The sequence below is a fragment of the Gloeocapsa sp. PCC 7428 genome, assembly GCF_000317555.1.
GTDB lineage: Bacteria > Cyanobacteriota > Cyanobacteriia > Cyanobacteriales > Chroococcidiopsidaceae > Chroogloeocystis.
Genome location: NC_019745.1, coordinates 5,333,953 through 5,346,665, shown reverse-complemented (window position 1 = coordinate 5,346,665; position 12,713 = coordinate 5,333,953). Strand labels below are relative to the sequence as shown.

Here is a 12,713-nt window from a genome sequence, read left to right as displayed (position 1 = left end):
AAAGTTAAAAGTCTAGTAAACAGTAGCTTAGGGTAATTTATCTAACCACTCAACAATCACAGGATTGACTTTGTCGGGAACTTCATCATGCGGACAATGACCTGCGTTTGGAATTGGGACAACTTCAATAGGTTCACCGCGATCGCGCATCGTTTCATAAATTTTTGCGCCACTAATCGGCGTCCAAGGATCGTCCGCACCCCATACCACGAGTAAAGGACGTTTCACCTTCGGTAACAACTCGGCTGGACTAGGACCTGGAGGCGCGGTAATAATCGAAGCAAACACTTGTTGCGCGCCAGGATCGCACGCTGGTTCGTACAGCATATCTACGAGTTCATCGGTGACAGCTTCGCGATTGCGGTATACTTGCAGCAACGTGCGGCGGATTTGCGATTTTTGGCGAATGCGGTTAAAGATCGTTTTTCCTGTAATTCGCGATCGCACAAGCCGATTAAACCCTGCCATGAAGATGCGTAACGGCGGATTCAGTTCATTTGGACGATGGCTTAAACCACCCGCGCTGTTAATCAAAACCGCACCTGCGGCGATTTCAGGATGATTTGCGACTACCATTAGACTCAATAACGCGCCGATCGAGTTACCGATAAATATTGCAGGTTCTTGAATGTGTGCTTCCGAAAAATCTTTGAGCAAAAGTTCCCAAACGTCTAAAGTGTAATTCAGCGGCGGTTTACTCGATCCACCAAAACCAAGCATGTCTAAAGCAAACACGCGATAGCCCGCATCGGCTAGTACAGAGATATTCTTGCGCCAGTGTCCGATACAAGCACCAAATCCATGCACCAAAACTAAAGGACGTCCCTCGCCTTTAACGGTGTACTGAATATTGTATCCTTGCCAGTTCCAAACGTACTTTTCTAAGCTAGAAGTATAAGGTATTTGCTGAGTAGTCACAGGTCTTTATTAAAATTTGTTAATCACCACTTTTTTATTAAATAACATTTTTGCTGAGAAGCAGCCTTCTAATACCATGTCACTTTGAATTTACTACAAATAGGCAGCTTCAGGAGCCTGCGCCGTGCGGGGGTTTACCCCCAATCCCCACTACGTGGGGTCCCCGAGTCCCCGTTGAGGCGACTGGCGTGGGCAGAGGTGCAGAGGAGAAATGATTTGTAGTTTTTATTTGGTGAAATGGTATAACTTCAAGCTTTTGAGTAGTGGTTTAAGTAAAATTCTTTTATCAGTAAAGGTTTTTAGTGTAGGTAGAAAATCGCTATTTGAGCAAAACGAGTTGCCTGAAGGTGCTAGTCTGGACGCAGCGATCGCACTACCTACACTCTCGTAAGCACAAGCAACTTGGGGTAGTGCAAACTTCCTAATGAAGCAACTGCTGCTTAAACGTCATAAATGCGACATTCTGGCGCGTCTGGATGCAAGTTGCAGTAGTGCTCAAACGCAGAAAGAGATCGTTTTGGCTGGCGAACCAACGCAGTTATCAATTCTTCGACTGTATCCCAAGCTACAGCAACTTCAGTTGATCCAATGCCATACATTTGAGTGAGGCGACGAGCGTGTTCTAAAGCGGCTTGGAAAGATGTCTCCAAACTTTTGCTTTGAGCATGAGAAATTGCAGTTGTTGTGACTAATTGTTTTTCAGGTGTGTAAACCATTGAACTTCTCCAGTATGTTGTCGGTTTCGCAAACTGATCCGACTTTAGCAATAAATAAATACAATAGCAATATGATAAAAATATAAGTTTTTACTATCATTAATAGGATTTACTTAACTGCGACGTACTCAGGTGCGCATTGCGAACAAACGGATTTTAGCTTTCTAATGCAGCGAACTTCTCAAACGCTTCTAGTTCGACTTCTGACGAAGGCAATAATACTCCTGAGTCAATGCTTCTCTCAGCGATCCCCGTCTCTACAGCAGATTTCAGCAGATGAATAACACAAACCTACGGTGTAGAGTGAAAAGATCGCTAAACCAATAATTACGCTCCTCACATCACACCAAAGCAAAAACACGCTTCTCTCTTAAGAGCGATTTTGTAAAATAAGCAATGAAGATAACCTGCAAACAGAAACTCTTGAAACTCAAAAGCTTATGGCTTTATAGTCTATTAGACTTCAAACACGCGTTCAGTTTAATTGCTTACACCACATTTCTCAGTACTACCTCTATATTCACTCTTACTGCATTATTCTAAAAACCTGTGTTTAAGTATCTTCCACCGCTCAACGAGCATAACCTTCCTTATCCTGATACGATTCACCCAATCGTGGTGCATTTCGTGATTGCGATGGTGCTGTTTGCAGTGTTTTGCGATATCCTTGCGTATTTCACAAAAAATGCCAAGTTGTATGAAGTTAGTTGGTGGAATCTAGCCTTTGCTACGGTTTCAATATTTATTGCGATTATTTTTGGACAGATTGAAGCAGGTTTAGCAGAGCCATATGCAGCATCAGTTTCAACTTTGAATGCTCATACAATTTTAGGCTGGTCGCTTTCGGGAATTCTGGCGATCGTCACCGCCTGGCGCTATGTAATTCGGTTACAAGAAAGACCACAGCTACCCATTCCTTACCTCGCGGTGAGTGTGTTGCTCGTCGGGCTAGTTTGCGTTCAGTCATACCTCGGTAGCTTACTCGTGTGGGTTTATGGCTTGCATACAGTTCCTGTAGTAGAAGCAATTCGAGGAGGTCTGTCATGAATCCAGACCTGCTGAAACAGTGGGATAGTTTAGGGGTTAATGGATTGCCTTACATCATTCCTATTCATCCCAATTTAGTGCATCTCACTTTGGGGTTATTTATTGTTGCGATCGCCTTTGATATTGTCGGGGCGTTGTTTCCCGTCGAGAAAGCAATTTTTAAGTTTCTGGCGATCCCCGTTACCCGCTCATCGCTGTTTGATGTTGGTTGGTACAATCTTTTGGCATCAGCCGTCATTACCTTTTTTACGGTCATGGCTGGTTTATTTGAAGTTTCATTAGCTGTACCGCTTGCAGATGTCAAGAGTGCGTGGGGGCTTCATGCCTTAGAAACGATGATTCTCCACGGCGTCGGGGGAGTCCTCATTTTGACCTTGATCGTAGGAATGACTGTTTGGCGTGGCTTTCAACGCTATCAATGGCGCAAAGACATGGCAAGACAAGTACAGTGGAGTTATCTTGCAGCTGGTTTATTTGTTTTTGCTCTGATGTTTGTACAAGGAACACTGGGCGCGCATCTGGGTGCTGAGTTCGGCATTCATGTAACAGCGGATCAAATGCTGCACTTAGGCGAAAATCCTAATCAATTATGAGGCAGTAGTAAGCATTGCGTTTGTCTGCCACTTGTACAAAATTATCGTATTTGCAGTTCTCATTTATAGTGCGATCGCTGTCATGATGAAACTCCGTGCAATTATAGTTATAAGCATCTATGCCATCCTGGTTGCGCTAGCTAGCTTTTGGATGGCGAAACAATCATATTCTTGGTTTCCGCCAGAAGCAGCAGCCGAAGCAAAGTTACTTGATGATTTATTCAGTCTTTTTACTGGGCTTGGCACGTTCATTTACTTAGGTGTCATTGGACCTTTTCTGTACTCATTGGTCTTTCATCGAGCCAGTAAATATGATCTGAGCGATGGTCCCCCAATAGAAGGTAATACCTGGCTGGAGATTGTCTGGACGGCTGTCCCCTTAGTTTTGGTATTAACGCTTTCCTTCGTTAGCTATCGGACTTACGAGAAAATGGCGGTGCGCGGTCCAATGGAACTGGTGCATTTGCATATGCCGCAAATGATGCAACCTGCTTACGCTGAACCTTTTGATAGCACGCCGCAGCAGGAGATTCAAAAAGCAGTGGAAACGGCTCCGATTGAGCAAATTAACGTGATTGCTAAGCAATGGGCATGGATTTTCCACTATCCAGAACAAGATATCACTAGCACCGAGTTACATTTACCTGTCGATCGCCGCGTGCGATTTACATTGCGATCCGAAGATGTGTTGCATGGCTTTTACATTCCGGCATTTCGCCTAAAGCAAGACGTCGTTCCCAATCACGAAATCGATTTTGAACTGACTCCTGTTAAAACCGGAACCTATCGCCTGCGCGATTCGATGTTTAGCGGTACTTACTTTGCGGCAAATCAAGCCGATGTCGTTGTTCAACCATTCAACGAGTATCAACAATGGCTTGCCGATGCTGCTACTGCGTCGCCTAGCCCTGCGTTTAATCAGGCTGCTTTTGAATACAGCAAAGCCAACGATCGCGAGGGTGCAACAAAAGACAAAGTAGCCGTTCGCGGTTGGGAGACAATCCCACCAGCAGCACCACCTGTAGTGAATTATGCTCCCAAGCATGAACCTGATAGCCCGCCTGCTTAAAGTGGCTTGCTTTCATTAAGAGCGATCGAGGATTAGTAATTTTATGACAAACATTTCGCTTGAGGCTCCAGAAGTCGTTCGCGGACAGCCCTACCCTGGTGCGCCCGATAACTGGAAGCGATTTTTTACCTTCAGCACCGATCACAAAGTCATCGGCATTCAATATATCGTCACATCGTTCTTCTTTTTCTTGATCGGTGGTACGTTTTCGATGATTATGCGAGGCGAACTGATTACCCCCGATGCGGATTTAGTCGATCGCACAGTTTATAATGCGCTGTTCACGATGCATGGCTCAATCATGCTGTTTATGTGGACATTCCCCGTTTTAGTAGGACTTGGAAATTATTTAGTACCGCTGATGATCGGGGCGCGAGATATGGCATTTCCTCGACTCAACGCGGTTTCCTTCTGGATGATTCCCGTGGTAGGCATTCTCATGCTTGTCAGTTTTTTGGTACCAGGAGGTCCGTCACAATCAGGATGGTGGGCATATCCACCAGTGAGTTTGCAAAACCCGACGGGAAATCTGATTAACGGACAGGTGTTATGGATTTTGGCAGTGGCAATTTCGGGCGTATCTTCGATCATGGGCGCGGTGAATTTTGTCACCACCATCTTTCGGATGCGCGCACCAGGAATGACCTGGTTTAGAACACCGGCATTTGTATGGTCAGTGTTGGCGGCGCAGTTGATTCAACTCTACGGGCTACCGGCGCTGACAGGAGGTGCAGTGATGCTGTTGCTCGATCTCACAATCGGGACGAGTTTTTTTGCTCCAGAGCGGGGCGGTAATCCTATATTATATCAACATTTTTTCTGGTTTTACTCGCATCCGGCAGTTTATGTCATGATTCTGCCAGTATTTGGGATGTATTCTGAAATTTTGCCCGTTCATGCACGTAAACCGTTATTCGGCTATCGCGTAATCGCAGCATCATCAATTCTCATCACAGTTATTAGTGGTTTTGTGTGGGTGCATCATATGTTTGCCAGTGCCACTCCTGGCTGGATGCGGATGTTTTTTATGGTGACGACGATGCTAGTCGCAATTCCCTCTGGCATCAAAGTTTTTGGTTGGGTAGCAACGATTTGGGGCGGCAAAATCCGCTTCACGACACCAATGTTATTTGCACTTGGTGGCATTAGTAACTGGGTATTTGCCGGAATCACTGGAATTTTTCTTGGATCAGTGCCGATTGATATTCATGTCAATAACACCTACTTTGTCGTAGGACATTTCCATTACGTGCTATATGGCGCGATCGTCATGGGGATCTATGCCGGAATTTATCACTGGTTTCCCAAGATGACCGGACGCAAATATTACGAAGGTTTGGGTAAACTGCATTTTGCGCTAACTTACTTGGGAACGGCGTTAACCTTTGTGCCGATGCATCCCCTGGGACTCATGGGAATGCCGCGTCGTGTCGCATCCTATGACATAGAATTTGCCTACTGGAACGTTATAGCAAGTATTGGCGGTTTTCTGTTAGGGCTGTCTACGCTACCCTTTATTCTCAACATGGTGAGTTCCTGGATTCGCGGCGAGAAAGTGGGCAACAATCCCTGGCGGGCATATGGCTTAGAGTGGCTCACCTCGTCACCCCCAACTGTAGAAAACTTTGAAGAAACGCCAATTGTCATTTCGGGTCCCTACGGCTACGGTAGAAATCAGCCATTAGTAGAAAATACTCCCAATCCAGGCTTGACTGAATTTCCTGAATCTCTCACGCAGCGGCAAACATCATGACAGTAGAAAGAGCGAACCCCTCCGGGGAGCTACGCAACGCACAAGACGTTGAAGCTAACGTTCGACAGCACCAAGAACATGATGCAGCAGGTAATAGTAAGTTCGGCTTTATCGTGTTTCTGCTGTCGGAAAGCGTTATTTTTCTGAGTTTCTTTGCAGGTTACATTGTTTACAAAACCACGACTCCTGATTGGTATCCAGCAGGGGTAACAGGGTTGGAAACAAAAGAACCACTGATTAATACGCTCGTACTGGTATCGAGTAGTTTTGTGATCTACGTCGCTGAGCGTTATTTACACGATAAAAAACTGTGGGGCTTTCGCCTATTTCTATTAGCTACAATGGCGATGGGCAGCTATTTTCTATTCGGGCAAGCTGTAGAATGGCAGAGTTTACCTTTTAGCTACCAGTCAGGTTTGTTCGGCGGTACGTTCTTTTTATTAACCGGATTTCATGGCTTGCACGTTCTTACCGGAATTCTGTTGCAAGCATTGATGTTAGTGCGATCGTTTATCCCTGGTAATTACGACAACGGTTTTTTTGGTGTTGAAGCAACGTCTTTATTCTGGCACTTTGTCGATGTCATTTGGATTGTGTTGTACACGCTAATTTATGTTTGGCAGTAGGAGAATCCCATGATCGTTGACGACCAATACTATGACGTCATTATTGTTGGTACGGGCGCAGGTGGTGGAACATTAGCGCGCAAGCTAGCACCCACAGGGAAAAAGATCTTGCTGCTCGATCGCGGAGAATTGATCTATCGCGAAAGCTCAGAATTAGTCGATACAGAAATTTTTAAGAAAGAGCAATTTCACGCGCCTGAATCTTGGTATGACAATACAGGAGAGCCATTTTATCCGCAAACGTACTACGCCGTTGGTGGAAATACAAAGATCTGGAGTGGCGTTTTGCAGCGAATGCGCGAACGTGACTTTGAGGAAGTAAAGCATCAAGGCGGAATTTCCCCTGCGTGGGCGTTGAAGTATCAAGACTTTGAGCCTTACTACACCGAAGCCGAGAAGTTATACCAAGTACACGGTAAAGTCGAAGATGACCCCACCGAACCGCCGCATAGCGAACCTTATCCTTTTGCAAAAGTGGCGCACGAGCCAATGGTGCAACGTATTGGCGAAAGTCTGACTGAGCAAGGGTTGCATCCTTTTTATTTGCCGCTAGGATTAGGCGATCGCGGTAGAACTGATGCGGAAGATACCGGAGTTAGCCCCGTTCTCAAGAACGAAAATGTGACGCTCAAAACCTCTGCACAGGTTGTTTGTCTACATACCAACCCATCAGGTTCGGAGATTAAAGCCGTTCAAGCAAAAATTGGCGAACAGTCCTATTTATTTTTGGGTGATATTATCGTGCTTGCCTGTGGTGCAGTGAACTCGGCAGCATTGCTGCTACGATCTGCTAATGAAAAACACCCGAACGGAATTGCCAATGGTTCTGGTTTGGTAGGACGAAATTTGATGAAACAACTGCTATCGGTTGTGGTGCAGTTAACCGCTACCTCCAATTCTGGTACATTTTCCCGCACATTGGGGCTAAATGATTTTTATTGGGGCGATAAGGATTTTCCGTATCCGATGGGTCACGTGCAAAACTCTGGTGGCATTTTTCAAGATGTCATTTTCGCCGAAGCACCACCGATTTTATCTGTATTGTCGCGGCTGATGCCAGATTTTGGCTTGCGACAGTTAGCAACGCATTCAATCGGTTGGTGGCTGAAAACCGAAGATTTACCCCATCCTGACAATCGCGTTCATTATGTGGGAGATAAATTACGAATTGACTATACCGCAAACAATGTAGAAGCGCACGATCGCTTGGTCTATCGTTGGGTTGATGTGTTGAAAAGCGTTGAACAGTCGCAACCTACTGTATTCAACCGCACAACGCATCCGCGCAGTGATATGCCGATCCAGGTTGTTGCACATCAGTGCGGTACGTGTCGCTTTGGCGAAGATTCAGCAACTTCGGTATTGGATCTTAACTGTCGCGCCCACGAAGTCCACAATCTTTATGTTGTCGATAGCAGCTTTTTCCCGTCTCATGCTAGCGTGAGTCCTGGTTTAACCGTCATCGCTAATGCTTTGCGAGTGGGCGATCACTTAATCGAGCAGTTGAAGTAATGCGTTGCTAAATGAAGAATAATCGCTTAACTGCGCTTGGCGTTCAAATACATTCTTAAATAATTGCCGTAAAAACGGCTGAACTTCGGGTAATTGTTGCCAAGCCAATTCCCGAAAAAAGGTTTCTTTCGTTCTTTCCCGTTTGTTTCTAACGAATTTAAATACTCTTGCTGTAAACAGTGCATAAGCAATAGTCTGAGCATAGTATATCTGCAAAGCTCTAATTTTTGTTATCTGCGGTCAGTTGTAGTGTAAGCAGTAGTTCTGTTGTAGAACTTTTTAGCAGTTTATGCAAATCTTCATCTGTCTTTTCAGCTACATAAACTTGGGTAATAACTTGTTGAATATATCGCGCGGCTTCCATATGGCGGTTAGCGATTTCTTCTGCGACATCAGCAGTCAATATCTTTTCTAGGATTGCTGAGATATTGTTGCAAAGCCACAATTAGTATTGCTAACGGTGAAGGTTGATATTGAATATTAGGAAACATCCAAGTAGCAAATTGCGATTGTGTCTGCCTTAATTTTAAAGCCAGTTCGCGCATCATGCCAATACATAGTTGATTTACAATAAATGTTCTGACTAGCATCTTCTTATTCTTGAAAACACAATATTTGATATAGCAAATGACACCTGTTCTGTATCGTATTGACAGAAAGTAGTAGATGACCTCGGTATAGTCACGGTGAGGTGTGAAAACTAGAAGAATTGCATAGGGATCGTGAAACCTTTAAAATATCACCGAGGTAAAAGTAGAAAATCTGCTGAAAGCGAGTCGGTAGTGAAGAGAAAATTAACAACTGATGATTTTTTAGTGCTGCGCCAAGTAAAGATGAATAACTCTGTACTACGTTTAAAGCACCCAAAATAAAAGTTTTGCGCGAAAGGTAAAATTTAAAACTCAACAAATACAGGTAAGATACCTCTTACTCAAAACACAGATGTCATTTTTATCTTTAAACTTGAGCTTAACAGGGGAATTAGCTGCTTTATCTGCTGCTTGCTTGTGGGCGGTGGCTTCAGTTATCTATAGTCGCGTTGGACAAACTATTCATCCTCTCGAACTCAACTTGTTCAAAGGTGCGATCGCAGTTGTTCTTTTGCTATTCACTATATTCATTAGTGGCGATGTTCTCCCTCCATTGGCGTTTAACGATTATTTCTTCTTCATACTAAGTGGAATGTTGGGCATCGGTTTAGGCGATTCTGCGTTCCTGACTGCCTTAAAATACCTCGGTGCGCGGCGAACCTTGCTCATGGAAACCTTAGCACCGCCAATGACTGCAATTTTGGCGTTGCTCTTTCTTCAAGAACAGTTGAGTTTTGCTGCTTGGTGTGGTATTATACTCACTATTCTGGGAGTAGCATGGGTATTAAGCGAAAGAACTCCTAATACTAGCACGCACCACTCAACTCATTTACTACGCGGTATCAGTTTCGGCATTTTAGCAGCGATCGCTTTAGCAACAGGTGCAGTCCTTTCTCGCGCTGTGTTTGCCACAACAACTGTTAGCTCATTGTGGGCTGCACTTTTGCGCTTGAGTGGTGGTTTATGCATACTCATACCGTGGGTAGCGTTGAAAACACGTAGTTCTGGGCTAAAATTGCCCCCACGACGCGCGATCGCCGCAATTTTCATCGCATCTTTTACCGGAACTTATCTCGGAATTTGGCTGCAACAAACTGCTATTAAATTGACAGCCGCAGGAATTGCGCTAACACTGACTAATACAAGTCCTTTATTTGTCTTACCACTTGCAGCAGCGATGGGCGAACGAATTAGCTTCCGAGCGATCGCCGGTGTAGCCATTGCGATCGCGGGAATTGCTGTCTTATTTTATTTGCAATAGCTGAGTGCATGACTTAGCGGTTAGTTACTACTGGCTAGTCACTAGCTACCATTTTTATCATCACTCAGCAACCGGATTTCCAATTATGGGAAGTGGATACAGTTTGCGGAACCGCGAATAAATTCGCTATGCTATCAAGCAAATTTCCTCAAAAATAACGATGTTTTAAGGTTTATGAGGATTTTCTTATCATTTTTACGATTTACTTACAAAAGCGCTTGATTTACCAATTTTCTTCAAAGATTTCGTTAAAGATATGGCATTTTAAGAAGAATTACTTAGGCTAAACAACGTAAGTATTTTTTCTAAAAATATGTTTTTGATAAATCATCGACTTAGGCGCAGCCATGATAAACTGCAAGACTTGCTATTGAGAGCCAGGCTAAAAGTAAAGCCTTACTACACGTATTCTGTTAACAATCCGAAATGGTTATTCATGTTTTTGTTCTCGCGATTTCAAGTCATTCGCTCTCATATACAGATTTTTTATCCAAAAGCATTCATTGAGGACTGTTCAGAATCTATCTTTGAAGATCTTGATGTAGAAACTGTTGTTCAAGCACTACAGAAAGACGGCTTGTATTTAGGTATTCAGCTACCACCGACCATTATTGAAGAGATTTTAGCGTTTACAAAGCGCGAGCCGTGTTATGCAAATCTCAATCCACAACTGATGTTTCACATTGATAGTAAAGAAATATGGCAGGAAAAGTATAGTAGTTTTTTTATCGTTAGCGACTACGTAGATCCTGAGCGACATTGCTGCGCAATTGAGAAGATTACTCAAGATCCTAAGTTACTTAAAATTGCTGCGACTTACTTCAATGCCAAACCTGTATTTACAGGATCACGACTTTGGTGGAGTTTTGCAACAAACGCCAATTTCCAAGAAAGACTTAACTTTGCTCAAGAGTTATTTCATTACGATCCGATTGACTATCGTTCGCTAAAATTTTTCTTTTACTTAACCGAAGTTGATGCAAGTACTGGACCGCACGTTTGTGTTCGCGGAAGTCACAAAAATAAGAAAATAACGCATCAATTGACTTTATTTATAGGTCGTAGCGATCGCGATATTAGTCAATACTATCAACAAGAAGATATTTTAACAATCTGTGGCAATGTTGGTTTTGGGTTTGCTGAAGATCCGTTTTGTTTTCATAAAGGAACACCCCCCCAGCAACGCGATCGCCTAATGTTACAGATTGAATATTGTTTAAATAACTATCATTTCTAAACCACTGCTTTAAGTGCAAATCGCTTTGATTTCATCAGAACATCCAGAAACGCAAAAACTGCGGGTGTTTGCAGTGTATTCGCCAACACCGCCACTCCGATGATTCTTTCAAGAGGAATCGGTAAAGTACACGCTTGTACCCCTGGTGGTAAGGGTTCGGCGGCTAATCGTGGCAAAATTGCTGCACCCAATCCTTGAACAACCATACTGACAATTGTTGAATCTTCGCGAACTTCATACGCAATGTTGAGCGGATAATCGGAAAAGCGTAGATGATTGCGAATTCTAATTGAACAGGTATTTGTTGACGGGACAATTAAAGGATATGCGGCTAATTGCTTCCAGTTGATTTGTTTTGTCGTTGTTGGAGCAGTTGGCGGTAGCAACACAATATAATCATCGCGTAATAATTTCCAAGTCTCAAATTCATCACTTGCAGGGAGATAAGTAAAGCCAAGATCCGCATGACCTTCCCGCAAAGCTTGTTCAACGTCAATATAATCGTAATGTTCAGTAATTGTGACGGCAATTTTAGGAAAATGGTTGCGAAACTCGGCAATAACTGCTGGTAAAATGTGCGTTGCGACACTCCGAAAACAGCCAATTCGTACTTGACCTCCGTGCAAACCTTTTTCGAGATTTGCTTCTTTAGCCATTGTTTCGAGTAATTGTAGTACCTGGCGTGCGTGAGTAATGATCCTTTCGCCCACAGGTGTCGGATGCGCCCCATGACGCCCACGCGCGAGTAAGACAACGCCTAAATCTTCTTCTAACGCCGCGATCGCATGACTAACCGCAGACTGCGATATATCCAAATGTAGCGCAGCCGTACTAAAGTTTCCGTGTTCCGCGACTGCAACTAACGCCCGTAACTGCGAGAGCTTAATTTTACTAGTAATGTCACTCATAGCACTCCATACAAGCAACGTCTATTCTCGCAATCATTGGTAAGTCATGCCATATCCCAAATATGAATTTTATTCATATATACCATACATAATTTGCTTGGATTGTCAAGAAAAAGATTGTTAGAGTGAGATTGTTAAGAGAAGTGAACGATGTCATGTGAGGTCGTGAAGATTTGGTATGAAGAATTCGATTAGTTCCTTTGATCGAGAAAAACTAGAATTTCTCTATCATCAACCGACAAAAGTACAAACCAAAAAAGCTGATTCTTTAGCACCTCTAAAAAGAGTTTGGCAGCGATTTATCAACTATCTCAACACGCAGAACGAACTACAAGTTTGGCAAAGTTCAGACCGCGATGGTCATAGATGGTGGAATGCTTACGATCCAATAACAGGGCGCACGACAAAACGCAATTCTGAAGCAGAAATGCGCGCTTGGATTGAAGAACGATATTACCAATAATAATTAACCAAGGAGAAAGA

Annotated in this window: 16 protein-coding genes; 10 read left to right on the top strand and 6 right to left on the bottom strand. The window is 43.7% G+C overall.

Translation table 11 applies throughout. The annotated features are described in order from the left end of the window. Positions 1 to 27 precede the first annotated feature (27 nt). Positions 28 to 918, bottom strand: coding sequence for an alpha/beta fold hydrolase (locus GLO7428_RS23515; protein WP_015191087.1), 891 nt, complete (start codon positions 916 to 918; stop codon positions 28 to 30). Positions 919 to 1,129: 211 nt separating this feature from the next. Between GLO7428_RS23515 and GLO7428_RS23510 the strand changes: the two genes are divergently transcribed. After that, on the top strand, positions 1,130 to 1,309 hold the full coding sequence (locus tag GLO7428_RS23510; protein WP_041918748.1) for a hypothetical protein: 180 nt from the start codon (positions 1,130 to 1,132) through the stop codon (positions 1,307 to 1,309). Positions 1,310 to 1,358: 49 nt separating this feature from the next. Here the strand turns inward: GLO7428_RS23510 and GLO7428_RS23505 are convergent, their stop codons facing one another. After that, the gene (locus GLO7428_RS23505) at positions 1,359 to 1,634 is read right to left on the bottom strand and encodes a Calvin cycle protein CP12 (protein WP_015191086.1); all 276 of its coding nucleotides are present in this window, start codon (positions 1,632 to 1,634) and stop codon (positions 1,359 to 1,361) included. Positions 1,635 to 2,183: 549 nt separating this feature from the next. On the opposite strand from GLO7428_RS23505, the gene GLO7428_RS23500 reads away from it, so the two are divergent. The 6 genes from GLO7428_RS23500 (at position 2,184) to GLO7428_RS23475 (ending at position 8,234) form a co-directional block, all read left to right on the top strand. After that, the gene (locus GLO7428_RS23500; protein WP_015191085.1) at positions 2,184 to 2,681 is read left to right on the top strand and encodes a DUF2231 domain-containing protein; all 498 of its coding nucleotides are present in this window, start codon (positions 2,184 to 2,186) and stop codon (positions 2,679 to 2,681) included. Then, on the top strand, positions 2,678 to 3,274 hold the full coding sequence (locus GLO7428_RS23495) for a DUF2231 domain-containing protein (protein WP_015191084.1): 597 nt from the start codon (positions 2,678 to 2,680) through the stop codon (positions 3,272 to 3,274). Before GLO7428_RS23500 ends, GLO7428_RS23495 begins: the two co-directional genes overlap by 4 nt. An 82-nt stretch (positions 3,275 to 3,356) precedes the next feature. After that, on the top strand, positions 3,357 to 4,343 hold the full coding sequence (locus GLO7428_RS23490; protein WP_015191083.1) for a cytochrome c oxidase subunit II: 987 nt from the start codon (positions 3,357 to 3,359) through the stop codon (positions 4,341 to 4,343). Positions 4,344 to 4,386: 43 nt separating this feature from the next. After that, positions 4,387 to 6,096 (top strand): cytochrome c oxidase subunit I, encoded by a 1,710-nt coding sequence (locus GLO7428_RS23485; RefSeq protein WP_015191082.1) that lies wholly within the window; start codon positions 4,387 to 4,389, stop codon positions 6,094 to 6,096. Then, on the top strand, positions 6,093 to 6,722 hold the full coding sequence (locus GLO7428_RS23480; protein WP_015191081.1) for a heme-copper oxidase subunit III: 630 nt from the start codon (positions 6,093 to 6,095) through the stop codon (positions 6,720 to 6,722). The genes GLO7428_RS23485 and GLO7428_RS23480 overlap by 4 nt, the downstream gene beginning before the upstream one ends. A 9-nt stretch (positions 6,723 to 6,731) precedes the next feature. Beyond that, positions 6,732 to 8,234 carry a GMC oxidoreductase gene (locus tag GLO7428_RS23475; protein ID WP_015191080.1) on the top strand — a complete coding sequence of 501 codons (1,503 nt, stop codon included), beginning with the start codon at positions 6,732 to 6,734 and terminating at the stop codon, positions 8,232 to 8,234. Here the strand turns inward: GLO7428_RS23475 and GLO7428_RS29535 are convergent. From GLO7428_RS29535 to GLO7428_RS23460, 3 genes are all read right to left on the bottom strand, one after another. Next, a complete protein-coding gene (locus tag GLO7428_RS29535) occupies positions 8,214 to 8,342 on the bottom strand; it encodes a hypothetical protein (RefSeq protein WP_255348357.1) in 129 nt (42 codons plus the stop codon). The two genes, GLO7428_RS23475 and GLO7428_RS29535, sit on opposite strands and share 21 nt — an antisense overlap. Before the next feature lie 112 nt (positions 8,343 to 8,454). Then, positions 8,455 to 8,637 carry a hypothetical protein gene (locus GLO7428_RS23465; protein WP_041918746.1) on the bottom strand — a complete coding sequence of 61 codons (183 nt, stop codon included), beginning with the start codon at positions 8,635 to 8,637 and terminating at the stop codon, positions 8,455 to 8,457. Beyond that, on the bottom strand, positions 8,627 to 8,824 hold the full coding sequence (locus tag GLO7428_RS23460; protein WP_015191079.1) for a hypothetical protein: 198 nt from the start codon (positions 8,822 to 8,824) through the stop codon (positions 8,627 to 8,629). Before GLO7428_RS23460 ends, GLO7428_RS23465 begins: the two co-directional genes overlap by 11 nt. A 352-nt stretch (positions 8,825 to 9,176) precedes the next feature. On the opposite strand from GLO7428_RS23460, the gene GLO7428_RS23455 reads away from it, so the two are divergent. Both GLO7428_RS23455 and GLO7428_RS23450 read left to right on the top strand, forming a co-directional pair. Continuing rightward, complete coding sequence (locus tag GLO7428_RS23455; protein ID WP_015191078.1) at positions 9,177 to 10,085, top strand: DMT family transporter; 909 nt, start codon at positions 9,177 to 9,179, stop codon at positions 10,083 to 10,085. 436 nt (positions 10,086 to 10,521) lie between these two features. Next, positions 10,522 to 11,322 (top strand): hypothetical protein, encoded by an 801-nt coding sequence (locus GLO7428_RS23450; RefSeq protein WP_051038477.1) that lies wholly within the window; start codon positions 10,522 to 10,524, stop codon positions 11,320 to 11,322. Here GLO7428_RS23450 and GLO7428_RS23445 read toward each other — a convergent pair. Continuing rightward, positions 11,319 to 12,230 carry a LysR family transcriptional regulator gene (locus tag GLO7428_RS23445; protein WP_015191076.1) on the bottom strand — a complete coding sequence of 304 codons (912 nt, stop codon included), beginning with the start codon at positions 12,228 to 12,230 and terminating at the stop codon, positions 11,319 to 11,321. The genes GLO7428_RS23450 and GLO7428_RS23445 overlap by 4 nt on opposite strands. 178 nt (positions 12,231 to 12,408) lie before the next feature. On the opposite strand from GLO7428_RS23445, the gene GLO7428_RS23440 reads away from it, so the two are divergent. Further along, positions 12,409 to 12,693 carry a hypothetical protein gene (locus GLO7428_RS23440; RefSeq protein WP_015191075.1) on the top strand — a complete coding sequence of 95 codons (285 nt, stop codon included), beginning with the start codon at positions 12,409 to 12,411 and terminating at the stop codon, positions 12,691 to 12,693. Positions 12,694 to 12,713: the final 20 nt, after the last annotated feature.